Raw genomic sequence first — 26,880 nt, forward strand, 5'->3', positions numbered from 1 at the left:
TCTTTCACTATTCACTATTCACTATTCACTATTCACTATTCACTATTCACCCATTCACGCGTCGCGCGTCGCTGACGCTCGAATTGTCCTTTAGCTGCGACAGCAGCCTGTTCAAGTGCTTGAGGTCCCACACTTCGAGATCGATCAGCATTTCGGTGAAATCGGGCGCGGTGCGCACCATCGACAAAGTGTGGATGTTGGCATCGTTGGATGCGACGACTTGCGCAATGTCGGCTAGCGAACCCGGCGCGTTGATGGCGGTGACCGAGACGCGCGCCGGGAACCGCTCCTTGGTGCGCTCGTCAATATCCCAGCGCACGTCGATCCAGCGCTCGGGCTGGTCGTCAAAGGCCTGCAACGCCGGCGACTGGATCGGATAGATGGTGATACCGGTTCCCGGCTGCACGATGCCGACGATGCGATCGCCTGGCACTGCCCCTTCCGGCGCGAAGCGCACCGGCAAATCGCCGCGCACACCGCGGATCGGCACCGCATCGTCGCGCGGCTGGTTTTTATCCTTGCGCGCGGCGCGGCCCGGAATCTGGAACAGCATGCCGGCGGCATTGCGGATCTTCGACCAGCCCTCCTCGCGCTGCTTGGGCGCGACCAGCGTGACGCGCTCGTCCTTGTAGTCGGGAAACACCGCCTTCATGACATCGGTGGAGGCAACTTCGCCTCGGCCGACCGCGGCCAGCACATCCTCGATGTCCTTGCGCGCGAGGCGGTGCAGCACCGGCTTCAGGCTTTCCTTGGTGAAGGTCTTGCCGGACCGTTCGAAGGCGCGCTCCAGAATGCGGATACCGAGACCTGAATATTGCTTCCGAATAGCGTTCTTGGTGGCGCGGCGGATGGCCGACCGCGCCTTGCCGGTAACCACCACCGATTCCCATGCCGCAGGCGGCACCTGCGCCTTCGAGCGGATGATCTCAACCTCGTCGCCGTTCTTCAGCTCCGTCATCAGCGGCATGATGCGGCCATTGACCTTGGCGCCGACGCAAGTGTCGCCGACATCGGTGTGGACGGCATAGGCAAAGTCGATCGGCGTGGCGCCGCGCGGCAGCGCGATCAGCATGCCCTTCGGCGTAAAGCAGAACACCTGGTCCTGGAACAGTTCCAGCTTGGTGTTTTCGAGGAAGTCCTCGGGGTTGTCGCCTTCGGCAAGCTGCTCGATGGTGCGCCGCAGCCAGGCATAGGCATTGGTTTCCTTCGAGATCGCATGGGCGGCACCATTCATCTTGCCGCCGGTATCCTTATAGATCGAATGAGCGGCGACGCCGTATTCGGCGATCTTGTTCATCTGGTAGGTGCGGATCTGCAATTCGACGCGCTGGCGCGACGGGCCGACGATGGTGGTGTGGATCGAGCGGTAATCGTTCTGCTTCGGTGTCGAGATGTAGTCCTTGAAGCGGCCCGGCACCATCGACCAGGTGGTGTGGATGGCGCCGAGCGCCCGGTAGCAGTCCTCGACGGTATCGACGACGACGCGAAAGCCGAAGATGTCGGACAGCTGCTCGAACGACAACGCCTTGGCTTCCATCTTGCGGAACACCGACCACGGCTTCTTCTGCCGGCTCTTGACCTCGGCCTTGATCGAATATTTGTCGAACAGCGTGGAGAGCGCCTTCTCGATTTCGGACAGCACGCCCTTGTTGCGCTCGAAAATTTCGGCCAGCCGTGCGGTGACGGCGCGGTAGGCTTCCGGATTGATGAAGCGGAAGGCGATCTCCTCGAGCTCCTCGCGCATGCCTTGCATGCCCATGCGCCCGGCCAGCGGCGCATAGATATCCATCGTTTCCTCGGCGATGCGCAGGCGCTTGGCTTCCGGCACATGGTCGAGCGTGCGCATGTTGTGCAGGCGGTCGGCGAGCTTGACCAGCAGCACGCGAACGTCTTCCGAGATCGCCAGCAACAGCTTGCGTAGGTTCTCCGCCTGCTCGGCCTTTTTGGAGACGAGGTCGAGCTTCTTCAGCTTGGTCAAGCCTTCGACCAGCTTGCCCATTTCCGGGCCGAACAATTCGTCGATCTCGGCCCTGGTCGCCGTGGTGTCCTCGATCGTGTCATGCAGCAAGGCAACGGCGATCGTCGCCTCGTCCATATGCATTTCGGTGAGGATGGCGGCGACTTCGAGCGGATGCGAGAAATAGGGATCGCCGGAAGCGCGCTTCTGGTGGCCATGCTTCTGCATGGCGTAGACATAGGCCTTGTTGAGCAGCGCCTCGTTGACGTCAGGCTTGTAGCGCTGGACGCGCTCGACAAGCTCATACTGACGCATCATGGGCGGGATCTCGCAATGCTGAAATGAATCATGCGCCGCACTGGCGTACGGCGCATGTCATAGATAGCCACGAAACTGCCGACGCGAAAGTGTCGGCAGTTGTCGCTAAGATCAATAATCGTCGCTTTTTTCCGGCGGCACCAAACCTTCGATGCCGGCCAACAGGTCTTCTTCGGTCATGCGATCGAAGGTGACGTTGTCCTCGGCGTCGTCGGCATCGGTGGCCGCAACGGCGCTGCCGGTCTGGTCGGCAATCGCCTCGCCATCGGCTTCCGGCTCATCGACCTCGACATGCTTCTGCAGCGAATGGATGAGATCTTCCTTGAGGTCGTCCGGCGACAGCGTCTCTTCGGCGATTTCGCGGAGCGCAACGACCGGGTTCTTGTCGTTGTCGCGCGGTACGGTGATCTGCGCGCCCTGGCTGATCTGACGGGCGCGGTGGCCGGCCAGGAGCACCAGCTCGAAGCGGTTGTCGACCTTGTCGATGCAATCTTCAACGGTTACGCGGGCCATGAGTTGCCCCTTTCATGCCTGGATTTAATGGAAAACAGGCGCGGTCCATAACCCGAACGCCGCCAAAATACAAGCTTTTATGGCGGTGCGCAGCTCCGACGCGGGCCGCCTGCGACGACACAGCGCCGATCACAATTGCTTGCAGTGCGGCATGGCGCCTTGGATTGCCGTAAAACTGGCGTTATCTCGAACAATGAAGGCCAACAGGTCTATTATCAGACCGGTATCAGACTGGCCGGTAGTCGCGACGCATTTAGACGACCGCTTATTTCGAAAAAGGACATTTTTCCATGTTCGATCCTCGTGAAAAAATCGCTCTCTTTATCGACGGTGCAAATCTCTACGCCACCTCGCGCGCGCTGGGTTTTGACATCGACTACCGCAAACTTTTGTCGAGCTTCCAGAAACGCGGCTATCTGCTGCGCGCCTATTACTACACCGCGCTGGTCGAGGATCAGGAATACTCCTCGATACGTCCGCTGATCGACTGGCTCGATTATAACGGCTTCAAGGTGGTGACCAAGCCGGCCAAGGAATTCACCGACTCGACCGGCCGGCGCAAGATCAAGGGCAATATGGATATCGAGCTGACCGTCGATGCGCTGGAGCTTGCCGACGTCGTCGACCATTATGTCATCTTCTCAGGCGACGGCGATTTCCGTACGCTGGTCGAGGCGCTGCAGCGGCGCGGGCGCAAGGTGTCGATCGTCTCGACGATGGCGTCGCAGCCGCCGATGATCTCCGACGATCTGCGCCGCCAGGCCGACCATTTCATTGACCTGATGACACTCAAGAACGAAGTCGGCCGCGATCCGTCGGAGCGGCCGGTGCGTCGGCCCGAACCGGCCGAAGTCGACGAGGAAGACTATTGACGGTCGTTGCCTTGACCGCGCCCCTGGTCGTCTCGCCCGAACCCGATCGCGATTGCCCGCTCTGCCCGCGGCTGCACGACTTCATCGCCGAGTGGCGGCGGCGCGAGCCGTCCTGGTTCAACGCGCCAGTGCCGACCTTTTTGCCGCCGGAAGGCGAGGATGCGGTGCGCTTGCTGATCGTCGGCCTGGCGCCTGGCCTGCGCGGGGCGAACCGGACGGGGCGCCCCTTCACCGGCGATTTTGCCGGCGACCTGCTCTACAACACGCTGATCGCGCACGGCTTTGCGCGCGGCGAATTCAAAGCGCGACCAGATGACGGGCTGGAGCTTGTCGGTTCGGCGATTACCAATGCGGTGCGCTGCGTGCCGCCGGATAACAAGCCGGTTGGCGCCGAGATAGCGACCTGCCGGACGTTCCTGGTACCGACGATTGCGCGGTTTCCAAATCTGCGCGCTGTGCTGGCGCTGGGCTCGATCGCGCACCAGTCGACCGTGCGGGCGCTCGGCCAACGCGTTGCCGCCTATCCGTTCCGGCATGGTGGGCAGCAGCAGGCCAATGGCATCACGCTGTTTTCCAGCTATCATTGCTCGCGCTACAACACCAATACCGGCGTGTTGACGGAAGCGATGTTCGTCGACGTCTTCAGTCAGATAGAAGCTTTTCTGAAGACATAGAGTCGGACGAGGCCCGCCAGGGCACGAGCCTTAGATTCGGGCGATCGCAAACAACCAGGCCAGGAGATCCAGCAACCACAGAAACAGTGCAAGCTGCAGCGCGACGCGCAGGCGTTGGATGATCCGCCAATTGCTGGCCATGTCGGATTTGATGCGCAGCAAGCGCTCATTGCATCCCGTCCACGGTTGCGGGAGGGTGCTGGTCGACGAAGTCCTGGGGCAGCTTCTTGGGATCGAAACGGAACGCATAGTTATAATACGGCCACAACATAATCGCGACCAGCAGTCCGATCAGAAAAAGCAACGTCAGTGCCAGCCAGTCCCAAGGCCCTACGCCATCCAGGAGCGCCCTGCCTCTAAGGAGAGAACTCGCGAACGCAGTTGCGAAAATCAGATTGCCGGCGCGCGTATTGAGACTTTCAACCACGCCCTGCTGGTGTTGGAGGCCACGCACCGCCTCCGCGTAGACAAATGCCAGGCGGGGGTCGCCGCCGTCCGCCGCTGCAGGCGGGGCGTTGCTGTCATTGGTCGATGAAGGGCGCTCCGGCATCAAATGCAGTTAGCACAGCGCCGCCCCGATACGAATAGTTGGTGGAAGCATAAAGGCGGGACGGTGACGTTCAACTTTTAGGGAAACAATGAATCGGGCGGCGATTGATCAATCTACAAAATCCCATGAAATCTCAGCTTTGAACCTCGCAATCGCCTCCTCGACTAACCCCAAAGGAATATCCTTCCGATACAGAGTTACCTCTCGGGTTCGCCTTGTGTCGTCACGGAAAATCTCCAACACTTGGTCGCCTTCAATCCAAAGCTCGACGCCGATTCCGTCCCGGTCGGCTACGTCGCTTGCGACTATCCAAGATTTTTTTGGTCCTGCGGTCATTGGCTAATCCAGAGTATGCGGCCAAGCTAGCGTATCTCTGCCGATAAAGTCTGCAAAACGGTCGTAAGCTGAACTCGAAACTGAGACGCTATCGAATAGCCGTATTTGTCAAGGCTTCGTCGTTCTGTCATCGCGCCACTGAGGGTGCTTTCGGGCGGACAGGAATAGTGTCAATCCGACGCCGTCGCTTCAGGCGCTGCGGCAAACATCGCTGCCAGCGTCGCCGGCCCGCCTTGGAGAACATTCAGGTCGACGTCGCCGCTGATGCCGTCGACGCGGCCCCGGTTGTGGTACTGCCAGTAAATCCAGTCGTCATGGCCTGGCCGCAGCGCCAGCGAACGCAGCCAGCGCGGGCGGCCGGCTACCTGCCCGGCATAGGCTTGCGCGGCCTCGTCGGTCACATAGAGGATGGCCGTCTTGCCGAACGCTGCTTCGACCGGGCCGAGGAAGGCTGAGAGTTCGGCCCTCAGTTGTTCGGGAGTTGGGCGCTGCGGGCAATTGCCGCCGAACTCGATGTCTACCACCGGCGGCAGCAAAGGCTGGTCGCGCGGCACCACCGAGATGAAGTTGCGTGCCTGATCGGCACCGGGCCTGCAGAAGGTGAAAAAGTGATAGGCGCCGACGGCAAGGCCGGCGGCGCGGGCCGCACGCAAATTGCCCGCGAAGGCATCATCGACATGGTCGCCGCCTTCAGTTGCCTTGATAACAGCGAAGGCGACATCGTCGGCGGCAACACGCCGCCAGTCGATCTGCCGCTGATGGTGGGAAACGTCGATGCCCCTGACCGGATATTTGCCGCGATCCGGAGAAAACGTCTGAAAGTAAGTATAGCCGCCGGCCAGGATGAGGCCTGCCATGAGCAGACCGGCAGCACCCCACAAGACGATCCGGTTTTTCAACAGAGACCTACCCCCATTGGCCCGCCCTGCCCGCCGCCATGCTCCGGGCGTTCGTCGCTCGAAAAGCCAAATCATTGGCTTTTCGTCCGCTTCGGACCGCCCTCACCCTCGCTCTTTCAGCAGCCGGCCCTTCTCGCGCGACCAGTCGCGCTGCTTTTCGGTCTCGCGCTTGTCGTGCAGCTTCTTGCCGCGGCCAACGGCGAGCAGCAGCTTGGCACGGCCCTGGTCGTTGAAGTAGATCTTCAGCGGCACCAGCGTCATGCCTTCGCGGTCGACGCTTTGCGCCAGCTTGGCCATCTCGCGCTTGTTGAGCAGGAGTTTGCGGCGGCGGCGTGGCTCGTGGTTAAAGCGGTTGGCCTGCAGGTATTCCGGCAAATAGGAATTGATCAGCCAGATCTCGCCGCCCTCGACCGAGGCGTAGCTGTCCTGGATGTTGGCCTGGCCCTGGCGCAGCGACTTCACCTCGGTGCCGGTCAGCACAAGACCGGCCTCGATCGTGTCGAGCACCTCATAGGAAAACCGCGCCTTGCGGTTTTCCGCAACGGTCTTGTTGTTGGGATCGGCTTTTCTGACTTGATTCATGATGCGGAGAGGTGGCGCCTCATCCCTAGTTTATCAAGCCGGCGTGCTTCATCGCCGCGTCGATCTTCTCGGCGGTCGACGGCTCGACCGTCATTAGCGGCGAGCGCAGCACGTTTTCGACCTTGCCCAGCTTCGACAGCGCATATTTCGCGCCGGAAACGCCGGGCTCCATGAAAATCGCCTTGTGCAGCGGCAACAGACGGTCCTGCAGGTCGAGCGCCTTGGCGCTGTCGCCGGAAAGCGTTGCCTCCTGGAATTCGGCGCAGAGCCTGGGCGCGACATTTGCGGTCACCGAGATGCAACCGACACCGCCATGCGCGTTGAAGCCGAGTGCCGAGGCGTCTTCGCCGGAGAGCTGGATGAAATCCTTGCCGCAGGTGGCGCGCTGCTCTGAAACCCGCTCGACCTTGCCGGTGGCATCCTTGACGCCGACGATGTTCTTGAAGTCGTGCACCAATTGCCCCATCGTCTCCGGGCTCATGTCGACCACCGAGCGCGGTGGAATGTTGTAGATGATGATCGGCAGGCTGGTCGCCTTGGCGACGGCGGCGAAATGCGCATAGAGGCCGCGCTGCGTCGGCCTGTTGTAATAGGGCGTGACGACAAGGGCCGCGTCGGCGCCCGCCTTCTCGGCAAACTGGACCAGGCCGACCGCCTCTTCGGTGTTGTTGGAGCCGGCGCCGGCGACGACCGGAACCCGGCCCTTGGCGACCTCGATGCAAACCTTGACGACTTGGCGGTGCTCGTCATGCGACAGCGTCGGCGACTCGCCGGTGGTGCCGACCGGGACCACGCCCGTCGTGCCTTCGGCGATCTGCCAGGCTATGAACGCGCGAAAGGCTTTCTCGTCGAAACGGCCGCTCTTTTCGAACGGTGTGACGAGCGCGGTCAGCGAGCCTCTCAGCATGTCGTCCAACTCCTTGGGGCCTTTCGGGTTTTGTCGTGCGCTGCCTTCTAGCCGAAAGCGAAGCCGCGCACCATAGTCTCGACATTGTTGCGCGGCAAGCATTGCGCCGGCAATCGCAATTCGAACGACCTCAATAAGATTTTCTTTACGGGCCCTTCACCACCGACGAATAGGCTTCGGTTCAACTGTGCCTGCTGTAACGTCGAAGAACAGGAAATGACCAGATCCATGCCGGCCAGGCGGCCTCATCTTTTCGCGCTTTTCGGCGCGATCGTCGCGCTGATACCCGGCGCGGCGATCGGCGGCAGCGTCGATATGCGGGTCACGTCGGCGATCCCGATGACGGCGCCGGACAACGATGCGCTGCCGCAGTCCCCGTCGCCGTCCGCCAGCGTTGCGGTGCTGAAGAGCGGTCTCGACGCGCTGGCGGCAAACGACATTCAGCGCGCGCGCCAGGTGCGCGAGGCGCTGCCGACCAAATCGCTAGACCGGCACATCCTTGCCTGGGCGATAGCGCTTTATGGCGGCGACCAGGTGCCGAGCGGCGACATCGCCGATGCCGCGAAGATGCTGCCGAACTGGCCGGGCACGATCGCCTTGCGCAAGAACAGCGAGCGCGCGCTCTATCGCGAGAACCCCTTGCCACATGTCGTGGTGCGGGCGTTCGACGGCAGCCAGCCGCTGACCTTCGAGGGCGTGGTGATCCTGGCCCGCTCCTATGTAGCGCTGGGCGATACGAAGGCGGCGCGCTCGGTGCTGTCGCCATTCTGGCGCACCGAAAAGCTCGAAGCCAGGGACGAGGCGGCGGTCATCCGCGAGTTCGGCGCGCTGATCCCGGCCGCCGACCATCGCTTCCGCATGGAGCGCATGTTCTATGCCGACCGGGTCGCTTCGGCGCTGCGCGTCGCCGGTCTCGCCGGCGCCCAGCAATTGGCCGACGCCTGGGCGGCAGTCACCAAAGGCGACAAGAACGCGGCCAAGCTGCTGAAGGCGGTGCCGACGGCGCAGCGGGCGGCTGGCTATCTCTTTGCTGAAGCCGAATATCTGCGCAAGCAGCAGAAATTTTCCGACGCCGCCGCGCTGGTGATGAAAGCGCCGGGCGACCGTGACGCGCTGGTCGATCCGGACGCCTGGTGGGTCGAGCGCCGGGTGCTGTCGCGCGAGCTGGTCGACCAGGGCGACATGAAGACCGCCTACAGAATAGTCGCCGCGCACGCCTTCGAAAGTGCCGCCAAGGCCGCCGAGGCGGAATTCCACGCCGGCTGGTACGCACTGCGTGGCCTCAACGATCCCGCCACCGCCGCCAAGCATTTTGCGCGAATCGCCGAGCTCGCCCAGGGGCCGATGTCGCTGTCGCGCGCCTATTACTGGCTCGGCCGCGCCGCCGAAGTCGGCGGGCCCGGCAATGACAAGGATTATTTCAGCCGCGCCGCCAGCTACGGCACGACCTTTTACGGCCAGCTCGCCGGCGAGCGCGTCGGCCGGCAGACCCTCAACATCGTCTACCCCCAGCCAAGTGCCGCCGACCGCCGGAATTTTGCCACCCGCGAGGCGGTCAGCGCCATCAAGCGGCTGCAGGAGGCCGGCTATGACCACTACGCCGAAACGCTATACCGCGATCTTGCCGGGCAGCTGAACAGCCCCGGCGAACTTGCGCTGCTGGCGGCGCTGGCGGAAAGACAAGGCAACCATTTCATGGCGCTGAAGGTCGGCAAGATCGCCGGCGCCCGCGGCATCGACGTCGGCGCGCTGTCGCATCCGCTCGGCGTCATTCCCGACACCGCCAACATCACCGGCTCGGGCAAGGCGCTGGCCTATGCGATTGCCCGGCAGGAAAGCGAGTTCAACATCGGCGCTGTCTCCAGCGCCGGCGCGCGCGGACTGCTGCAGCTGATGCCGGGCACGGCCAAGCAATTGGCGAAGAAGGCCGGCATCACATTTTCTCAGGCCCGGCTGACCACCGATGCCGGCTACAATGCAACGCTGGGCGCTGCCTTTCTCGGCGAGCAGCTCGGCCGTTTCGATGGCTCCTACGTGCTGACCTTCGCAGGCTACAATGCCGGCCCCACCCGCGCCGCCCAGTGGGTGGCGAAATACGGCGACCCGCGCGGCAAGGACGTCGACGCCATCGTCGACTGGATCGAGCGAATTCCCTATACGGAAACAAGAAGTTACGTCCAGCGCGTGATGGAGAATTACGAGGTCTACAAGATGCGCATTTCCGGCAAATACGACATTGTCGGGGATCTGGTGAACGGCCGAGGGTGACGACCGGGCTTCAAGCCAAGTCAGGCTGCGATCCTTCGCGCCCCCCTCTGTCCTGCCGGACATCTCCCCCTCTAGTGGGAGATTGGCAGCTTCGCTGAGGGGTACTTTTCTGCAACTTGGGATGTTATCGAAAACGGAGATGATGGCCGATCTCCCCCCTTTGAGGGTACCCTTGTGGGGGAGATGGCCGGCAGGCCAGAGGGGCGCTGTCCGCCGACATCTCGAAGATTCTCAGCGCCGACGCTTCGATTTGACCGCCTCTGCCCTCGCCTGTAGCTGTCGGAAACGACCCGGACGAGGCAAGGGAATACCATGGCAAGCCAAGGCTTCTCCGACTTCTTCTACGCCGCGCCGGACGGGCTGTCCCTGCACGCCCGCATCTACGACGAAGCGAATTCCGGCCATTGGCCAGTCGTTTGCCTGCCCGGCCTGACCCGCAATTGCCGTGATTTTCACGAGCTGGCGCTTTATCTATCAGTGCAGGGGAAGCGCAAGGTCGTCGCTTTCGACTATCGCGGGCGCGGGCAGTCCGCCTACGATGCCGATATCGGCCATTACAATATCGGCATCGAAGCCGGCGATATTCTCGCCGGGCTGGCGGCGCTGAGCATCGAGGAGGCTGCCTTCATCGGCACGTCGCGCGGTGGATTGATCATCCATGTGCTCGGGGCGATGCGGCCGGCCATGCTGAAGGCCATCGTCCTCAACGACATCGGCCCGGTGATCGAGTCGCAAGGTCTCGCCCATATCCGCTCCTACCTCGACCCCATGCCAAGGCCGAAGACGTACGCCGAGGTGGTCCGCGACCTGCGCAGCATCCATGGCCCGGATTTTCCGGCGCTGACCGATGCGGATTGGGAGCGGATGGCGTCAGCCTTCTACCGCGAGGCCAAGGAGGGATTTCTGCCCGACTTCGACCCGAAACTGGTCGACACGCTGGCGGGCCTAGACCTCACTCAGCCGCTGCCTGATCTGTGGCCGCAGTTCGACGCGCTGGCGGCGGTTCCGATGCTCGTCATACGCGGCGCCAACTCGAAGCTGCTGTCCGCGGAAACACTCGAGCAGATGCGCACGGGCCATGCCGACATCGAAACGATCACGGTCGACGGCCAGGGGCATGCACCGTTCTTGGAGTCCGGGATCCTTACGGGCAGGATCGCTGGTTTTTTCGAGCGGGCGGAGCGGCGGGGTGATGGGAAGTAAAGCTCGAGAACTGAGGAATTTATTGGGCAGTGCTGCACCGACTTTGAGCGGTGGCGGAGAGGATGGGATTCGAACCCACGAGAAGCTTTTGACCTCTACTCCCTTAGCAGGGGAGCGCCTTCGACCACTCGGCCACCTCTCCGTTGCGCCGGTGGATAAAGAAAAGCGCCGCCACAATCAACAAGCTGGTGTCACTATCGTCGAAAAATCGGGCTTCCGCCAAATTGCCACCTGTGGCTTGCGGCGATTCCGCGGCAATTCCCTGGCTGTTGAGTCGGCGCATGGTCACAGTTTGAGCGGGCCATTGCCGGAATTGGCTGGAATGCGGGGTTGCCGGGGCCCGATAGTTAATGGGAGCTTTCGGAGTGAGGCCAAATCGTGTCATTTGTGCAACAACGCTCGGCGATAGCGCCACCACAAACCTTTTGCCGGTACGATCGTGGTTGAACGACGCCGCCTCATGGGTAATGTCGGGTTTGAAGGAGCGGCGCGGTGCGCATCTTTTTCGGTAGTGGGGATGGGGCAGGGAACGCTGTCCTTCAGCAAAGAATACCCAGACCCGTTTTTTAACTTTTGACTGGAGGTCAGAAAATGAACATCAAGAGCCTGCTTCTCGGCTCCGCTGCGGCGCTGATCGCAGTATCCGGTGCGCGCGCCGCCGACGCCGTCGTCGTCGCCGAGCCGGAACCCGCTGAATACGTCAAGATCTGCGACGTCTACGGCGCTGGCTACTTCTACATCCCCGGCACCGAAACCTGCCTGCGCATCGGCGGCTATGTCCGCTACGACATCGGCATCGGCGACGTCGGTTCGTTCGACGGTGCTGAGAATTTCGATCACGAAGATGGCGATATCCAGGACACCTACTACAAGAACGCCCGCTTCAACCTGAAGACCTGGACCGCTCAGGAAACCGAACTCGGCACCTTGAAGACCTACACCGAGACCCGGTTCAATTTCGGCAACCGCAACCGTCACGTTAGCACCACAACCACCGATCCGGACGGCCCCGAGGGTCCGCTGCTGCCGGTCACGACCATCGTCAGAAATGACGCCGAAAACAAGGGCGTTTCGCTGAACTTCGCCTGGATCCAGCTCGGTGGCCTGCGCGTCGGTAAGGACGAATCGGCCTTCAACACGTTCATCGGCTACGCCGGCAGCGTCATCCAGGATACGCTGGTTCCTTACGGTGATTTCGACACCAACGTCGTCCAGTACTACTTCGATTTCGGCAACGGCTTCTCGGCCGTGGCTTCGCTCGAGCAGGGCGCGGGCCGCGTTGGGACCATCGACAGCTACGTTCCGCATGTCGTCGGCGGCCTGAAGTGGACGCAGGGCTGGGGCGCGATCACCGGCGTCATCGCCTACGACAGCAACTACGAAGAAGTGGCCGGCAAGGTTCGTTTGGACGTGAATGCAACCGACGCGCTGTCGCTGTTCATCATGGCGGGCTACGGCACTGACGATAACCTCAATGACCCGGGCAACTTTGTCCCAGCCAATGGCCGTGGTTTCTACAAGCAGTGGGGCGGCAACTGGGCGGTTTGGGGTGGCGGCACCTACAAGTTCAACGAGAAGACCTCGTTCAACGTGCAGGCTTCCGCTGACGACGACAAGAACTATGCCGTCGCGGCGAACATCGCCTACGACATCGTTCCTGGCCTGACGATCACCGCCGAAGTCGATTGGGACCACTACGGGCGGTTTAACGATCCGGCCAGCTTCACCAACGTCAACTGGACCAGTGCGGACAAGAAGGACAGCATTGGCGGCCTCCTCCGCTTCCAGCGCTCGTTCTAATAAGTTCGACCTGACCAATATTGAACCCGGCGGGCAACCGCCGGGTTTTTCTTTGAGCCATTCGCCGGCTGCCACATTTCAAGGCTGCCGCGGAACTTGCGCAGGCCAAGCCGGCAGGCTAGCAAGAAGGCCCCTTTTTTAACGAGCCTTTGCCATGCGCCCTCCCCTTACACCGCTCATCGCAGCGCTTCCCTCCACGGTGCCGTTTGTCGGCCCGGAGACGCAGGAGCGCGACCGCGGCCGCGCCTTTCGCGCCCGCATCGGGGCCAATGAGAGCAGCTTTGGCCCTTCGCCGCGCGTCGTTACCCGCATGGCCGGGATTGCCGGCGACATGTGGATGTATTGCGACCCCGATAATCACGATTTGAAGGTAGCCGTAGCCAGGCATCTCGGCGTCGGCGCCGAAAACGTCGTCGTCGGCGAAGGCATAGACGGGCTGCTCAGCCTGGTTGCGCGCATGTATGTGGCGCCCGGCGACGCGGTGGTGACCTCGCTCGGCGCCTATCCGACCTTCAACTTTCATGTTGCCGGCGTCGGCGGCCGATTGGTCGCAGTGCCCTACGAGAACGATCGGGAAAACCTCGACGGCCTGCTGGCTGCGGTCGCCAGGGAGAAGGCGCCACTGGTCTACCTGTCCAACCCGGACAATCCGATGGGCAGCTGGTGGGAAGCCGCCGAACTCGGCCGCTTCATCGAGGCCTTGCCGGAAACCACAATGCTGGTGCTCGACGAGGCCTATGGCGAATTAGGGCCAGCCTCAGCGCTGCCGCCAATCGATGTGGCGCGGCCGAACGTCGTCCGCATGCGCACCTTCTCCAAGGCCTATGGGCTGGCCGGCATACGCTGCGGCTACGCGGTGGCCGAGGCCCAGGTGATTCGCGACTTCGAGAAGATCCGCAACCACTACGGCGTCAGCCGCATGGCGCAGATCGCCGGCGTCGAGGCGCTTGCCGATCAAGCCTGGCTGGAAAGCGTGGTGGCGCGGGTCGCCTCCGGCCGCCGACGCATTGCCGGAACAGCCGAGGCGAACGGGCTGAAGCCGCTGGCTTCGGCGACCAATTTCGTCACCATCGATTGCGGCCGCGACGGCGCCTTCGCGCTGAAGGTGCTGCGGGCGCTGTTGTCGCGCGACGTCTTCATCCGCAAGCCGATGGTGCCGGTGCTCGATCGCTGCATCCGGGTCAGCGTCGGCCTCGACCACGAGCTCGACATTTTTGCCGAGGAATTGCCCGGCGCACTGGCGGCAGCACGGGGGAACTGAAGAGCCTTCGCCCTATGTGGCTGACTGGCGGCAGCGTGGTTGAATTTGCACGGCGATGCGCCAGACTCGACTCAGAGGATGGAGAGCGCGATGACCGACCGCACTGTACAAGTACGCATATATGGCAAGGTGCAAGGCGTCAGCTACCGGGTCTGGGCGCGGCGCGAGGCGTCGGCGCTTGGCCTCGCCGGGTGGGTGCGCAACGAAGTTGACGGCTCGGTGACAGCCTTGATTGCAGGAACCGGGGCGGCGGTCTCGACGATGATTGAGCGACTTTGGCAAGGGCCGGCAGGGGCAGCAGTTTCGAAGGTCGATGTCGAGGACATCGAGGCACGCAACACGTCCGCGGGTTTCAGGATTATTGCCTAGCAAGGCATGATCCTGCTCATTGCTTCCATCGGACAAAATCTCCAGGGTGCAGAGAGAGCAAACCTGAAGTCATTGCCCTGCCCGAATGCTTCGGTCCTTGAATTAATTGAACGTTTGTTTTATTACGTCGTAAAAGGCGGTTTGTCATGGCGCGTACGACCGGTTCTCACGGAGAAAAGACCGAAGCTGCGGTCCGCGAGGCGGCGGTCAGCCTGATTGCGCGTCTCGGCTACGAAGCGATGTCGATGCGCCAGCTGGCGGCCGAAGTCGGCGTCCAGGCAGCGGCGCTTTACCGCTACTTCCCGACCAAGCAGGACCTTCTGTTCACGCTGATGCGCGAGCATATGGAAGGCTTGATCGAGGCGTGGCGCGCAACACGCCCTGTCGGCGCCGATCCGGCAACGCGGCTTGCCGCCTATGTCGAAAACCACATCGCTTTCCATATCGAACGCCGCCATTCCACCCATGTCTCGAACATGGAGCTGCGCAGCCTGTCGCACGAAAAACTCACGCAGATCCTGCGCATGCGCACGGCCTACGAGAAGGAGCTGCGCACCATCCTGCGCGACGGCGTCGAAGCGGGCTTATTCAGCATCGAAGACACAGGGCTCACCGCCATGGCGCTGATCCAGATGATGACCGGCGTCATCGTCTGGTTCCGGCCGGGCGAACGGCTGTCGATCGCCGAAGTCACCGCTACATATCTAGCAATGACAATGCGCCTTGTTGGAGCAAAGAACGATGGCGCGACAACGAGCTCCGGCGCCGTGCGTTCATTCGAGCGCGCAAAGGACGCTCTAGCACTTTGATTTCGCGCATGATCCCGATTTTCGGGGTCGTGCGCCGGGAGGAACGGCATGTACACGCATACGCTCAACTTCGGGCTTGACGAAGATGTCGAGGCGCTGCGCGACCTGGTGCGGCGCTTCGCCCAAGAGAAAATCGCGCCGATAGCCGCCGAGATCGACCGGTCGAACGAATTCCCGGCGCCTCTGTGGGTGGAGCTCGGCGGGCTTGGCCTGCTCGGCATCACCGCCGATCCCGATTTCGGCGGCAGCGGCATGGGCTACCTCGCCCACGTCGTGGCGATGGAGGAGATTTCGCGCGCCTCCGCCTCGGTCGGCCTCTCCTACGGCGCCCATTCCAACCTCTGCGTCAACCAGATCAATCGCTGGGCGACGCAGGCGCAGAAGGAAAAATATCTGCCTTCGCTGTGCAGTGGCGAAAAGGTCGGCGCGCTGGCAATGTCGGAATCCGGCGCCGGGTCCGACGTCGTGTCGCTGCGCCTGCGCGCGGAAAGGCGCAACGACCGCTATGTGCTCAACGGCACCAAGATGTGGATCACCAACGGACCGGATGCCGAGACGCTGGTCGTGTATGCCAAGACCGATCCGGAACTCCATTCGCGCGGCATCACCGCTTTCATCGTCGAAAAGGCCTTTGCCGGTTTTTCGGTTGCGCAAAAGCTCGACAAGCTTGGCATGCGCGGCTCGAACACCGGCGAGCTGGTGTTCGAGAATGTCGAAGTCCCGTTCGACAATGTGCTGCATGAGGAAGGGCGCGGCGTCGAGGTGTTGATGTCGGGCCTCGACTACGAACGTGCCGTGCTGGCCGGCGGGCCGATCGGGCTGATGGCGGCGTGCCTCGACGTGGCGATACCTTACGTGCACGAGCGCAAGCAGTTCGGCCAGCCGATCGGCGAATTCCAGCTGGTGCAAGGCAAGCTCGCCGACATGTATGCGACGATGAACGCGGCGCGCGCCTACGTCTATGCCGTGGCCGCCGCTTGCGATCGCGGTGAGACGGCCCGCAAGGATGCTGCCGCCTGTATTCTCTTCGCCGCCGAAAAGGCGACGCTGATGGCGCTCGAGGCCATCCAGCTTTTGGGCGGCAATGGCTACATCAACGACTACCCGACCGGCCGGCTGCTGCGCGACGCCAAGCTCTACGAGATCGGCGCCGGCACCAGCGAAATCCGTCGTTGGCTGATCGGGCGGGAAATCATGGCGGAGAGCGCCTAATGGCATCCTTTTGAACTTTTGCCAGAAGCCATGCGATGTGGCATATTTCGGACTATGTGCCACAATCCTAGCGAGACGAACCATGGCGGACAGAACGGGAAAGTCCGGATTTGACGAAGATCCGCAAGCACAGTTCGATGCCAGCGCTCGCAAAACGCCACTTAGGGTTCCGGCGAAACGCGAGCGTGTTAAACTTGGCGAGGGCGGGCGCTTCGTCATCCCTGCTGCGATGCGCGAGGAGATGGGCGTGAAGCCTGGCGAGGAGATGATCCTGCATGTCGAAAACGGCGAGCTGCGGGTAAGATCGTGGCTGCAGAATCTGCGGCGCGTCCAGGCCGAATTGTCGGCGCTGAAACAGCCCGGTGAAAGCGTCGTCGACGAATTTCTGAAAGAGCGGCGGGAAGAGCAGCGTCGAAGCGACAAGCGTCTCGACCGGCTTCACGCCGAAGGGACGACAGGAAAGCGGGCGAAATGAAGCCCTACATCATGGACAGTTCGGCGGCACTCGCAATCCTGCTCAACGAGCAAGGCACCGATAGTGCTTTGGGGTTCGCGCCGGATGCACAATGCAGTTCGGTCAATGCGGCCGAAATCATTGCCAAGCTGATCGACAAGGGACGCAGCATGGAACAGGCCGCGGACGACCTCGCCAGTCTCGGCATGCCGATCGCCGTTTTCGACGAAGCGATGGGCATCGCCGCCGGGCAGCTTCGCCAACTGACGCGGCATCGCGGCCTGTCGTTGGGCGATCGGGCCTGCCTCGCGCTGGCTATTCGCGAGAACGCCATTGCCGTCACCGCTGATCGCGATTGGAGCGACCTCGATGTCGGCTGCAAGATCGAGCTGATCCGGTAGCGCCATGGCCCCCCTCAACTCGCAGATCTCGCCCGCCTCCGATATTTTCCGCGCCAATGCCGAGCGCATGCGGGCGCTGGTCGCCGATATTGCTGAGAAAGCGGCCACGGTCGAACGCGGCGGCTCGGAAGATGCGCGCGAGCGGCACGTCTCCCGCGGCAAGCTCCTGCCGCGGCAACGCCTCGCCCAATTGCTTGATACCGGCTCGCCCTTCCTCGAAATCGGCCAGTTCGCGGCATGGTCGATGTATGGCGAGGACATCCCGTCGGCCGGTCTCATCGCCGGCATCGGGCGCGTCGAAGGCACCGAAGTGATGGTCGTCGTCAACGACGCCACGGTGAAGGGCGGCACCTATTATCCGCTGACAGTGAAGAAGCATCTGCGTGCACAGGAAATCGCGCTGCAGAACAATCTGCCTTGCGTCTATCTGGTCGACAGCGGCGGCGCCAATCTGCCCAATCAGGACGAGGTGTTTCCCGACCGCGATCATTTCGGCCGCATCTTCTATAACCAGGCCAACATGTCGGCCGCCGGCATTCCGCAGATCGCCTGCGTCATGGGGTCGTGCACTGCCGGCGGCGCCTATGTGCCTGCGATGTCGGACGAGACAATCATGGTGCGCAACCAGGCAACCATCTTTCTCGGCGGCCCGCCGCTGGTGAAGGCGGCCACCGGCGAGGACGTCACCGCCGAGGACCTCGGTGGCGCCGACGTGCACACAAGGCTTTCCGGCGTTGCCGACCACTATGCGCTCGACGACGAGCATGCGCTGGCCATATGCCGGCGTATCGTCAAAAACCTGAATCGGAACAAGACTGTAAGCCTTGCCTTACAGAAATCGATTCCGCCGCTTCACGATCCACATGAACTCTACGGAATCGTGCCGACGGATCTGCGCCAGCCCTATGACGTACGCGAGGTAATCGCCCGCACCGTCGACGGCTCCGAATTCGATGAGTTCAAGCAGAATTATGGCACCACGCTGGTCACCGGTTTTGCCCATCTCAGCGGCATGCCGGTCGGCATCATCGCCAACAATGGCGTGCTGTTTTCGGAAAGCGCGCTAAAGGGCGCGCATTTCATCGAGCTGTGCTGCCAGCGCAAGATCCCGCTGATTTTCCTGCAGAACATCACCGGCTTCATGGTCGGGCGGAAATACGAGGCCGGCGGCATCGCCAAGGACGGCGCCAAGCTGGTCATGGCGGTCGCAACGGCCAAGGTGCCGAAGATGACCGTGATCATCGGCGGCTCGTTCGGCGCCGGCAATTACGGTATGTGCGGACGGGCCTATTCGCCACGCTTCCTGTGGATGTGGCCGAATGCCCGCATTTCGGTGATGGGCGGCGAGCAGGCTGCAACGGTGCTGGCCGTGGTCAAGCGCGAAGGCATCGAGCGCAAGGGCGGGGAATGGAGCGCCGAGGAGGAGGCGAAATTCAAGAAGCCGATCCTGATGAAATACGAGCATGAAGGCCACCCGCTCTATTCGTCGGCAAGGCTCTGGGACGACGGCATCATCGACCCGGCCAAGACCCGCGAGGTGCTGGCGCTCAGCCTTTCGGCCGCGCTCAACGCCGAGATCGAAGAGACAAGGTTCGGCGTGTTCAGGATGTGAGATGAGCGAAATCGGCCAGAGGATTCGTATTCAAACCGGCGACATCACGAAGCTGGCGGTCGATGCCATCGTCAACGCCGCCAACACCTCTCTTCTCGGAGGCGGCGGCGTCGACGGCGCTATCCACCGCGCGGCCGGCCCCGAGCTTGTGGCAGAATGCCGGACCTTGCATGGCTGCAAGGTCGGAGACGCAAAAATCACCAAGGGCTACAGACTGCCCGCGCGCTACGTCATTCATACGGTCGGGCCGGTCTGGCAAGGTGGCAGCAAAGGAGAAGCCGAACTGCTCGCCTCCTGCTATCGCCGGTCGCTCGAAATCGCCGCCGCAAAGGACTGCCGGACGGTGGCGTTTCCAGCGATATCGACCGGCGCCTACCGCTACCCAAAGGATCAGGCGACGCAAATTGCTGTCGGGACCGTGAGCGCCTTCATCGGCCAGAACATCGTTCCGGAAACCGTCATTTTCTGCTGCTTCGACGAGCCGACGGCCGAATTGTATCAACGGGTCGTTGCCGCACTCGGCAAAGCGTGATCCACAGCCATGAGAAATCTGCAGACCCATTTTCAGTCATCCAACTGGCCATACAGAAAAATTGCGGCTATTGCTGTTTTTCAACATCAATGGGGCTTGGGCGAAGGTGAAACAGCAACTTTTCCAGAAAACTACTGCGGCAATACTTTCGGGGTTACTTATATTAGCTGCACCAGGCGCTGGCGCGGCGGGATCGCTGGCCGGAAGCGAAGGCGACAAGCGCTTTTCACCACTTCTGCCTGGCAGCGCCAAGGACGAGTGCACCAAGGCCTACAAGGCCTATGTCGCTGCAAGCGGCCATTCGGCATACGCCACGACGTCTTTCGTGCGGGTCAGGGACGGTTACGTCCTGTGTGGCGCCCACTACAACGCCTCGTCGCAAAAGGCGGCAGAGGCCATGGCGATGAAATCCTGCCAGAGCGCACGGGCGTACTACAAGGTGGCGGCCAGCGGCAACTGTCAGATCGCGGCTTCGAAGTAGACGGGCAAACGCCGATCCGGGATTGCCCGCGCCAAATCCGGGAGGCCCGATGTTCGCCAAGATCCTGATCGCCAACCGTGGCGAGATCGCCTGCCGGGTGATCCGCTCGGCACGCAGGATGGGTGTGCGCAGCGTCGCCGTCTATTCCGATGCCGACGCTCACGCCTTGCATGTCGAAATGGCCGACGAAGCGGTGCATATCGGCGCCTCTCCCGCCAGCGAAAGCTATCTGCGCGGCGACAGGATCATTGCGGCGGCCTTGGCCACAGGTGCCGAGGCCATCCATCCGGGCTACGGCTTTCTTTCGGAAAACCCCGATTTCGTCGACCAGGTGGTCGCGGCCAGGCTGATCTTCATTGGGCCGTCGGCGGCCTCGATCCGTGCCATGGGACTGAAGGACGCGGCCAAGCGGCTGATGGAAAAGTCCGGCGTGCCTGTCGTTCCGGGCTACCATGGCGAAGCGCAGGAGATCGTGTTGCTCGCCTCTAAGGCGCGCGAGATAGGCTACCCCGTATTGATCAAGGCGCGCGCCGGCGGCGGCGGCAAAGGCATGCGGCGCGTCGAGCATCCCGATGATTTTTCGGAAGCACTGTCGGGCGCGCGGCGCGAGGCGAAAGCCGCGTTCGGTGACGACCGCGTCTTGGTGGAAAAATATGTCGACAAGCCGCGCCACATCGAAGTGCAGATATTCGGCGACAGTTTCGGCAATGTCGTGCACCTCTACGAACGTGACTGCTCGGCACAGCGCCGCCACCAGAAGGTGATCGAGGAGGCGCCTGCCCCGGGCATGACGCCGGCACTGCGCAAGGCGATGACCGAGGCGGCGGTGAAAGCCGCCAAGGCAATCCACTATTCCGGCGCCGGTACCATCGAGTTCATCGTCGATGCCTCGCAAGGTCTGAAGGCCGACCGTTTCTGGTTCATGGAAATGAACACCCGCCTTCAGGTCGAGCACCCCGTCACCGAAATGGTCACCGGCATCGACCTGGTCGAGTGGCAGTTGCGGGTAGCCTCCGGCGAAAAACTGCCGAAGACGCAGAGCGAGATCGCGCTCTCCGGCCACGCCTTCGAGGCGCGCATCTATGCCGAGCACGCGGCAAGAGGGTTTTTACCGGCGACCGGCACCTTGCACCATTTGAAATTTCCGCAGCCAGCACCGGAAGGTGCGACCATGCGCATCGAAACCGGCGTGCGCGCCGGCGATGCGATTTCGCCGTTTTACGACCCGATGATCGCCAAGCTGATCGTCCATGGCAAGGACAGACGGGCGGCGCTCACGGCACTTGGCGAGGCGCTGTCGCAGACCGAAATCGCCGGCTCGACCGTCAACACTGGCTTTCTTGCCGCGCTGGCCGCTGATGCAGCTTTTGCGGCGGGCGATGTCGATACCGGCCTGATCTCCAGGCATCAGCAGGCGTTGACAGCGGTTGCGCCGCCGAGCGGTGAGACGATTGCCGCCGCGGCACTTGCCGCGTCCGGTGCGCGCGACTTGCGGTCCTCGGACGATCCCTGGTTGTCGCTGGCCGGCTATGCGCATTTCCATCCTGCAGCGCGGCGCACCCTGCTGAAGTTTGGCGAGCAGGAGATCGGCGCACGCGTGTCGGTGCGGCCGGACGGACGGTTCCAGGTGGCGCTGGAGGCGCCCTATGACAGCGTCAATTCGCATGATCTCCGTACCGCCGCTCGCCTCGCCCGCTGGCCGGGCCACGTCACCGTCTTCGAGGGCGCTATCGGCTACGATTTTGCCGTGCCGGACCCGCTGGCGCGATCCGACGAAGCCGCCGCTTCCGGCAGCCTGCGCGCGCCGATGCCGGGCCTGGTCAAATTGGTGCGTGCGGCAAAAGGCGAGGCCGTGATCAAGGGCCAGCCGCTGCTGATCCTGGAGGCGATGAAGATGGAGCACACCATTGCCGCGCCCCATGACGGGCTTATCGCCGAGATCGCCGCCGAAGGCGCGCAGGTCACCGACGGAACCGTGCTGGTTCGCTTTGCCGAGGAACCACAGCTGACCGCAGTTTCCTTATCCACGAAGTGACCCCGAGCGCGTCACAAAAGGCACCGCAGAGATGAAAATGGCCGGGTTTGAGCCGGCCATTTTCAATTACAACATAGTTCTATCAGGGCTGGATCGGCGCGTATTTGCCGTCATGCCACTGGTTGATGTCGTAGCTGGCGTTCTTGAGGTCGCCCTTCTCGTCGAAGGTGACCGGCCCGACAACCGTGCTGATCGGCTGGCCGTTCTTCAACGCCTCGGCGACCTTGGCCGGGTCGTCGCTGCCGGCGCGCTTGATGCCCTCGGCGAATGCCTGGATCACGGCATAGGAAAACAGCGTGAAGCCCTCCGGCACGAAGCCGCCGGCCTTGATCTTGGCGATGGCTTCCTTGGCTTCGGGCTTCGACTGCGGATCCGATGGGAAGACGAACATGGTGCCTTCGCCGGCCGGACCGGCAACCTGCCAGAATTCTGGCGAAGCGATCGAGTCCGGCATGATCAACTGGAACTTGAGGTTCTGCTCCGCCGACTGGCGCAGGATGAGGCCGGCTTCGGGGTGATAGCCGCCGAAATAGACGACGTCAGCCTTCAGCTCCTTGAGCTTGGTAACGAGCGCAGAATAGTCCTTCTCGCCGGCGTTGATGCCCTCGTAGAGGATTTCATTGAGACCGTTCTGGTTCATCGTTGCCTTGACGGCATCGGCCACGCCCTGCCCATAGGCGCTCTTGTCGTGCAGGATGACGACTTTCTTGCCGGCATATTTCTTGGCGATCCAGGGACCGATGAAAGCGCCCTGCGCATCGTCGCGCGTATAGAGGCGCATGATCGTCGGCCAGCCCGCCTTCGCCGCTGCGTCGGTCAACACGGGGTTCGAGGAAGCCGGACTCATCATCAGCGCACCGGCTTCGGCGTAGACGGCGGAGGCCGGGATGCTAGAGCCCGAGCAGGCGTGACCATCGATGAACTTGACACCATTGGCGATGATGCGGTTGGCGACCGAAACCGCCTGCTTCGGATCGCACTGATCATCCTCGATGTCGAGCTTGATCTGGCGACCGTCGACGCCGCCAGCCGCGTTGATCGCGTCGGCGGCGGCTTGCGCGCCTTGCTTGAACTGATCGCCGATGGTGGCAAGCTGCCCGGTCATCGGTCCGACCACCGAAAAGGTGATGTCGTCGGCCAAGGCGACCGGCGCGGTCATCATCAGGCCAAATATGGCTGCGCTCAAAATACTGAATTTCTTCATGGTGACATAACTCCTCCACTCTCGCGCAGCCGCCCGGCCGCGCCTCTTCCAGAGTGGCGGGAGAATTTCATCCTTCGCCGGAGCTGTCTAGACGCATCGTCGGCGCTCGATTGGGCCTGTAACATGCGGTCCCAAAGACAAAGCCGCGCCAGCCCTGGCCCGGCCGGTCGCGGCTTTTGCCGTTGAGCTTGCCGGCGCATCAGCGCCGGAACCCGCTGGCTTTCCCTGTCTGTTGCACGGCTCGGCCTGATCAGCCTGCCGTGTTCTTGGTTTTGACTTGGTCGGCCATCTTGCGCGGCCTCTTTTTTTCGGGCCAGCCGTCTGCGCGACCTTGACCCGAAGCGTCCCTGTCAGTGAACTCAGTGCCGGCGAATTCAGTGCATCGTCATCCATTCGCGGGCTTCGCGCAGCGCCCTGGCGATCTCGACTTTCGACATGGCGGCCGACAATTCAGAACGCAGTTCCGCGGCGCGGGCCGAACCCTTGATCGCGGCGATGTTGAACCATTTGTGGGCGGCGACGACATCGGTCTCGCAATCGCGGCCGGTCGCATACATCATGCCCAACTCGAAAAGAATATCGGCCTGGGCAGTTGCCCCCATGGCGCCGAAGCCGGCTTCAAGCATTTCAAAACGTGCCATTTCAAATCCCCTGTTCTGGCTCCCGAGAGCTGTCTCCGTCTGTCCCTCGGTGTCCTTGATTACCTTCGGGGGCGGCCGCTCTTTCGATGCTTTCGAGAATGCCGCGGAGGCTTGAATCCGTCGTTAAATGGCGTGCTTAATTTGAGGAAAACAAAGCTAAAACAAGAGGTAAACGCGAAAATTCGTTAAGGATACAAAGCCAGCAACTGCGCCAGTTTGCACAAAATTTGAAGAAAACTTGCGAGGCGCGGATCAAGACTCCGCTAACCACAGAAGACAAAGACGTGTGCGGCCCGTTTCATTTTTCGCCGGCGCGGCCGTTCGGGAGCGGGCAAAAGCCCGCAACCCTTCCGTCGCGGCACCGCTTTTGTTTTTCCGGGAGCTGGACTAGCTTACGTTTGCGTAAGGGCAGACGGCCGGGACGGAGCCCGATTGGACTTGCCTGAGGGAGGAAAGACATGTTTCGACACGTGAGCCTGGCCCTCGCGGCCGCAATAATGATGACCGGCGCGGCATGGGCCGATCCGATCGAAGGCAATTGGAAAACGCAAGCCGGAGCGACTGCCGCCATTTCGGGTGGCGGCGGGGCATTTTCGATTACGCTCAAATCCGGCAAATTTGCCGGCAAGAACATCGGTTCACTGAAGGTGGCCGGCGACAACAAATATGCCGGCACCATAACCGACCCCGAAACCGACAAGACCTATTCGGGCAAGGCTTCGCTTTCCGGCAGTTCGCTCAAGATGAGCGGCTGCGTGTTCGGCGGGCTGATCTGCAAGAGCCAGACCTGGCACAAGCTCTGATCGTGCCATTCCTGCCGGGGTGCGCGGGGCCAGTCGGCCCCGTTTTCATATATCGGTCTCGCAGCCGCGGCTCGCCATAGGTCACTGCTTTCAAGGCGGCCCGCCCAGAGATCATCAACCATTTTGAACCCCAGATGAACGCCGCCATCAGAGCCGGTTCAGCCTGGGCAAGGCATTGTCATGCGTGTTGAAGGAGACACCGCGCGATGCTTGCCCGCCGCTTCACCATCGTCTGCCTGCTGATGAGCCTGTTCGGCATGTTGTTCGCCGTCCTTGTCGCCGAAGCCGGCCGGCCGGCCCGCGCCTGGGACGTGGCCATTTCCTGCCGGCTCGGTTGCCCGAACCAGCTTCGCCACTGAACCCGACAGCGAGATATTGAAACCCACGCCATGACCCGCCTCACCGCCAATGTCGTCAAGATCCTTCGGCTTCTGCCGCGGACGGCACTCATCCTGACGCTTCTGGCGGCCCCGGTCCTGGCCGTGCCGACGATGCGCGCCGATGCCGGTTCGACCATCGAGGCGCCTGCGCTGAGAAAGGCCGGCGTCGGCTTTGTGCTGCTGGTCAGCTTGCGGCGAGGCTAGGCCGCCGGAAAGAAAACCGCCGACAGGGCGTTTTGAGACCGCCTTACCCCCTCCCAACTGCGCGCCCAACTCTCTATATTGGGTCATGGAAAAGCGAATCTATCCTCAAGCCATTGAATCGGTTGTCACGCCGGAGCCGTTCGGCCGACAGAGCTTCAACGATGCCAAGAAGGCGGTCGCGGCCCTGCAGGTGCTTTACGACCGCAACACCAAGTTCCTGCGCGATTCATTTGCCGCGCTCGCCGCGGGCGGCGACAACAACAAACGCTACCGGGCCTTCTATCCGGAAATCGGCGTCACCACGAGTTCGTTCACCCAAATCGACTCGAGGCAGGCCTATGGTCACATGCCGACGCCGGGGCATTTCTCAACCACCATCACCCAACCTGCTCTTTTCGAAAGCTACCTCACCGAACAGCTTCGGCTCATCATGCGCAACCACGGCGTTCCGGTCACGGTTTCAGAATCGACCACTCCCATCCCCCTGCATTTCGCCTTTCTCGAAGGCACGCATGTCGACGGTGCCGCCGCGGAACGCATCAAACGGCCGATCCGTGACCTGTTCGACGTGCCGGATCTCGACGGCACCGACGACCAGATCGCCAACGGTACCTTTGAAGTGGGATTGGGCGAGGCGCGGCCGCTGGCGCCGTTCACGGCACAACGGATCGACTATTCGCTGCATCGGATGTCGCACTATACGGCGACCAGTCCCCAGCATTTCCAGAACTTCGTGCTGTTCACCAACTACCAGTTCTACATCGACGAATTCGTCGCCCGTGCACGCGAATTGATGGCCAATGGCGGTGACGGATATGTAGAGTTCGTCGAGCCGGGCAATATCGTGACCAAAGTGGGCGACAGCGCGCCTGGTGAGGGTGCTGCGCCCCCTCGCCTGCCGCAGATGCCGGCCTATCATCTGAAGAAGCCGAATCATGGCGGCATCACCATGGTCAATATCGGCGTTGGACCTTCCAACGCCAAGACCATCACCGACCATATTGCGGTGCTCCGGCCGCATGCCTGGGTGATGCTCGGCCATTGCGCCGGCCTGCGCAACACGCAGGCGCTGGGCGATTATGTGCTGGCACACGCCTACGTTCGGGAAGACCATGTCCTCGACGACGATCTTCCGGTCTGGGTGCCGATCCCGCCGCTGGCTGAAATCCAAGTGGCGCTGCAGGAAGCGGTCGCCGAGGTCACCGGGCTTTCCGGCTACGACCTCAAGCGCATCATGCGCACCGGCACCGTCGCCACCATCGACAACCGCAACTGGGAGCTGCGCGACCAGCGCGGGCCGGTGCAGCGGCTGTCGCAGTCGCGGGCGATCGCGCTCGATATGGAATCGGCCACGATCGCCGCCAACGGCTTCCGCTTCCGGGTTCCCTATGGCACGCTGCTTTGCGTATCCGACAAGCCGCTGCATGGCGAATTGAAGCTGCCCGGCATGGCGACCGAGTTCTACAAGCGGCAAGTGGCGCAGCACCTGACCATCGGCATCAGGGCGATGGAGAAGCTGGCTGAAATGCCGATGGAGCGACTGCATTCGCGTAAGCTCAGGAGCTTTTCGGAAACGGCCTTCCAGTAAATGCCGAATCGCATG

Annotated in this window: 29 protein-coding genes and 1 tRNA gene; 19 read left to right on the forward strand and 11 right to left on the reverse strand. The window is 62.1% G+C overall.

What is annotated here, in order from left to right:
- Window positions 1-46 precede the first annotated feature (46 nt).
- Window positions 47-2,275 carry a RelA/SpoT family protein gene (locus tag NKH80_RS00935; RefSeq protein WP_254820189.1) on the reverse strand — a complete coding sequence of 743 codons (2,229 nt, stop codon included), beginning with the start codon at window positions 2,273-2,275 and terminating at the stop codon, window positions 47-49.
- Between the two features lie 111 nt (window positions 2,276-2,386).
- On the reverse strand, window positions 2,387-2,788 hold the full coding sequence (rpoZ, locus tag NKH80_RS00940; RefSeq protein ID WP_023677773.1) for a DNA-directed RNA polymerase subunit omega: 402 nt from the start codon (window positions 2,786-2,788) through the stop codon (window positions 2,387-2,389).
- Between the two features lie 290 nt (window positions 2,789-3,078).
- Between rpoZ and NKH80_RS00945 the strand changes: the two genes are divergently transcribed.
- Entirely contained in the window at window positions 3,079-3,660 is a 582-nt protein-coding gene (locus NKH80_RS00945) for a LabA-like NYN domain-containing protein (RefSeq protein WP_292657898.1), read from the forward strand.
- On the forward strand, window positions 3,657-4,334 hold the full coding sequence (locus NKH80_RS00950) for a uracil-DNA glycosylase (protein WP_352647302.1): 678 nt from the start codon (window positions 3,657-3,659) through the stop codon (window positions 4,332-4,334). The genes NKH80_RS00945 and NKH80_RS00950 overlap by 4 nt, the downstream gene beginning before the upstream one ends.
- 30 nt (window positions 4,335-4,364) lie before the next feature.
- Here NKH80_RS00950 and NKH80_RS00955 read toward each other — a convergent pair whose 3' ends face one another.
- The 6 genes from NKH80_RS00955 to dapA all read right to left on the reverse strand — a co-directional run bounded on the left by NKH80_RS00955 (window position 4,365) and on the right by dapA (window position 7,608).
- Window positions 4,365-4,496 (reverse strand): hypothetical protein, encoded by a 132-nt coding sequence (locus NKH80_RS00955; RefSeq protein ID WP_352508496.1) that lies wholly within the window; start codon window positions 4,494-4,496, stop codon window positions 4,365-4,367.
- A gap of 4 nt (window positions 4,497-4,500) precedes the next feature.
- Window positions 4,501-4,884 (reverse strand): hypothetical protein, encoded by a 384-nt coding sequence (locus NKH80_RS00960; RefSeq protein ID WP_352989078.1) that lies wholly within the window; start codon window positions 4,882-4,884, stop codon window positions 4,501-4,503.
- Window positions 4,885-4,992: 108 nt separating this feature from the next.
- Complete coding sequence (locus tag NKH80_RS00965) at window positions 4,993-5,220, reverse strand: hypothetical protein (protein WP_352689565.1); 228 nt, start codon at window positions 5,218-5,220, stop codon at window positions 4,993-4,995.
- Between the two features lie 170 nt (window positions 5,221-5,390).
- Complete coding sequence (locus NKH80_RS00970) at window positions 5,391-6,119, reverse strand: GH25 family lysozyme (protein WP_352689564.1); 729 nt, start codon at window positions 6,117-6,119, stop codon at window positions 5,391-5,393.
- A 102-nt stretch (window positions 6,120-6,221) separates the two neighbouring features.
- Complete coding sequence (gene smpB, locus NKH80_RS00975; protein WP_023768487.1) at window positions 6,222-6,701, reverse strand: SsrA-binding protein SmpB; 480 nt, start codon at window positions 6,699-6,701, stop codon at window positions 6,222-6,224.
- A gap of 25 nt (window positions 6,702-6,726) precedes the next feature.
- On the reverse strand, window positions 6,727-7,608 hold the full coding sequence (dapA, locus tag NKH80_RS00980; RefSeq protein WP_352647295.1) for a 4-hydroxy-tetrahydrodipicolinate synthase: 882 nt from the start codon (window positions 7,606-7,608) through the stop codon (window positions 6,727-6,729).
- Window positions 7,609-7,836: 228 nt separating this feature from the next.
- Here dapA and NKH80_RS00985 point away from each other — a divergent pair, with 228 nt between their 5' ends.
- Both NKH80_RS00985 and NKH80_RS00990 read left to right on the forward strand, forming a co-directional pair.
- Window positions 7,837-9,876, forward strand: coding sequence for a lytic transglycosylase domain-containing protein (locus tag NKH80_RS00985; protein WP_352689608.1), 2,040 nt, complete (start codon window positions 7,837-7,839; stop codon window positions 9,874-9,876).
- 312 nt (window positions 9,877-10,188) lie between these two features.
- The gene (locus NKH80_RS00990) at window positions 10,189-11,079 is read left to right on the forward strand and encodes an alpha/beta fold hydrolase (protein WP_352738173.1); all 891 of its coding nucleotides are present in this window, start codon (window positions 10,189-10,191) and stop codon (window positions 11,077-11,079) included.
- A gap of 51 nt (window positions 11,080-11,130) precedes the next feature.
- Here NKH80_RS00990 and NKH80_RS00995 read toward each other — a convergent pair.
- Window positions 11,131-11,221 (reverse strand) — tRNA-Ser (locus tag NKH80_RS00995).
- Between the two features lie 449 nt (window positions 11,222-11,670).
- Between NKH80_RS00995 and NKH80_RS01000 the strand changes: the two genes are divergently transcribed.
- The 11 genes from NKH80_RS01000 to NKH80_RS01050 all read left to right on the forward strand — a co-directional run bounded on the left by NKH80_RS01000 (window position 11,671) and on the right by NKH80_RS01050 (window position 22,045).
- A complete protein-coding gene (locus NKH80_RS01000) occupies window positions 11,671-12,879 on the forward strand; it encodes a porin (RefSeq protein ID WP_352507518.1) in 1,209 nt (402 codons plus the stop codon).
- Between the two features lie 154 nt (window positions 12,880-13,033).
- The gene (locus tag NKH80_RS01005; RefSeq protein WP_352738175.1) at window positions 13,034-14,140 is read left to right on the forward strand and encodes a pyridoxal phosphate-dependent aminotransferase; all 1,107 of its coding nucleotides are present in this window, start codon (window positions 13,034-13,036) and stop codon (window positions 14,138-14,140) included.
- A gap of 90 nt (window positions 14,141-14,230) precedes the next feature.
- Window positions 14,231-14,509, forward strand: coding sequence for an acylphosphatase (locus tag NKH80_RS01010; protein WP_352690002.1), 279 nt, complete (start codon window positions 14,231-14,233; stop codon window positions 14,507-14,509).
- Between the two features lie 146 nt (window positions 14,510-14,655).
- The gene (locus NKH80_RS01015) at window positions 14,656-15,318 is read left to right on the forward strand and encodes a TetR/AcrR family transcriptional regulator (protein WP_352690003.1); all 663 of its coding nucleotides are present in this window, start codon (window positions 14,656-14,658) and stop codon (window positions 15,316-15,318) included.
- Between the two features lie 48 nt (window positions 15,319-15,366).
- Window positions 15,367-16,530 carry an isovaleryl-CoA dehydrogenase gene (locus NKH80_RS01020; RefSeq protein ID WP_352989081.1) on the forward strand — a complete coding sequence of 388 codons (1,164 nt, stop codon included), beginning with the start codon at window positions 15,367-15,369 and terminating at the stop codon, window positions 16,528-16,530.
- An 82-nt stretch (window positions 16,531-16,612) separates the two neighbouring features.
- Window positions 16,613-17,005, forward strand: coding sequence for an AbrB/MazE/SpoVT family DNA-binding domain-containing protein (locus NKH80_RS01025; protein ID WP_352690005.1), 393 nt, complete (start codon window positions 16,613-16,615; stop codon window positions 17,003-17,005).
- Window positions 17,002-17,385, forward strand: coding sequence for a type II toxin-antitoxin system VapC family toxin (locus NKH80_RS01030; protein ID WP_352989084.1), 384 nt, complete (start codon window positions 17,002-17,004; stop codon window positions 17,383-17,385). Before NKH80_RS01025 ends, NKH80_RS01030 begins: the two co-directional genes overlap by 4 nt.
- A gap of 4 nt (window positions 17,386-17,389) precedes the next feature.
- On the forward strand, window positions 17,390-18,997 hold the full coding sequence (locus NKH80_RS01035) for a carboxyl transferase domain-containing protein (protein ID WP_352989088.1): 1,608 nt from the start codon (window positions 17,390-17,392) through the stop codon (window positions 18,995-18,997).
- Window position 18,998: 1 nt separating this feature from the next.
- A complete protein-coding gene (locus NKH80_RS01040) occupies window positions 18,999-19,529 on the forward strand; it encodes an O-acetyl-ADP-ribose deacetylase (protein WP_352480309.1) in 531 nt (176 codons plus the stop codon).
- 70 nt (window positions 19,530-19,599) lie between these two features.
- Window positions 19,600-20,010, forward strand: coding sequence for a hypothetical protein (locus tag NKH80_RS01045; RefSeq protein WP_352989091.1), 411 nt, complete (start codon window positions 19,600-19,602; stop codon window positions 20,008-20,010).
- Between the two features lie 49 nt (window positions 20,011-20,059).
- Window positions 20,060-22,045, forward strand: a complete 1,986-nt coding sequence (locus NKH80_RS01050) for an acetyl/propionyl/methylcrotonyl-CoA carboxylase subunit alpha (RefSeq protein ID WP_352989094.1) — start codon at window positions 20,060-20,062, stop codon at window positions 22,043-22,045.
- An 82-nt stretch (window positions 22,046-22,127) separates the two neighbouring features.
- Here the strand turns inward: NKH80_RS01050 and NKH80_RS01055 are convergent, their stop codons facing one another.
- Both NKH80_RS01055 and NKH80_RS01060 read right to left on the reverse strand, forming a co-directional pair.
- Window positions 22,128-23,249 carry a branched-chain amino acid ABC transporter substrate-binding protein gene (locus NKH80_RS01055; RefSeq protein WP_352507506.1) on the reverse strand — a complete coding sequence of 374 codons (1,122 nt, stop codon included), beginning with the start codon at window positions 23,247-23,249 and terminating at the stop codon, window positions 22,128-22,130.
- Window positions 23,250-23,623: 374 nt separating this feature from the next.
- The gene (locus tag NKH80_RS01060) at window positions 23,624-23,890 is read right to left on the reverse strand and encodes an SEL1-like repeat protein (protein ID WP_115145099.1); all 267 of its coding nucleotides are present in this window, start codon (window positions 23,888-23,890) and stop codon (window positions 23,624-23,626) included.
- A 458-nt stretch (window positions 23,891-24,348) separates the two neighbouring features.
- Between NKH80_RS01060 and NKH80_RS01065 the strand changes: the two genes are divergently transcribed.
- The 4 genes from NKH80_RS01065 to NKH80_RS01080 all read left to right on the forward strand — a co-directional run bounded on the left by NKH80_RS01065 (window position 24,349) and on the right by NKH80_RS01080 (window position 26,865).
- Window positions 24,349-24,693 carry a DUF2147 domain-containing protein gene (locus NKH80_RS01065; protein WP_352647268.1) on the forward strand — a complete coding sequence of 115 codons (345 nt, stop codon included), beginning with the start codon at window positions 24,349-24,351 and terminating at the stop codon, window positions 24,691-24,693.
- Between the two features lie 206 nt (window positions 24,694-24,899).
- Window positions 24,900-25,052, forward strand: coding sequence for a hypothetical protein (locus tag NKH80_RS01070; protein WP_023718367.1), 153 nt, complete (start codon window positions 24,900-24,902; stop codon window positions 25,050-25,052).
- Between the two features lie 30 nt (window positions 25,053-25,082).
- Window positions 25,083-25,277, forward strand: coding sequence for a hypothetical protein (locus NKH80_RS01075; RefSeq protein WP_352507504.1), 195 nt, complete (start codon window positions 25,083-25,085; stop codon window positions 25,275-25,277).
- Between the two features lie 85 nt (window positions 25,278-25,362).
- Window positions 25,363-26,865, forward strand: a complete 1,503-nt coding sequence (locus tag NKH80_RS01080; RefSeq protein ID WP_352480302.1) for an AMP nucleosidase — start codon at window positions 25,363-25,365, stop codon at window positions 26,863-26,865.
- The last annotated feature ends 15 nt before the right edge of the window (window positions 26,866-26,880 follow it).

This window comes from Mesorhizobium sp. M0904 (assembly GCF_040319475.1).
GTDB lineage: Bacteria > Pseudomonadota > Alphaproteobacteria > Rhizobiales > Rhizobiaceae > Mesorhizobium.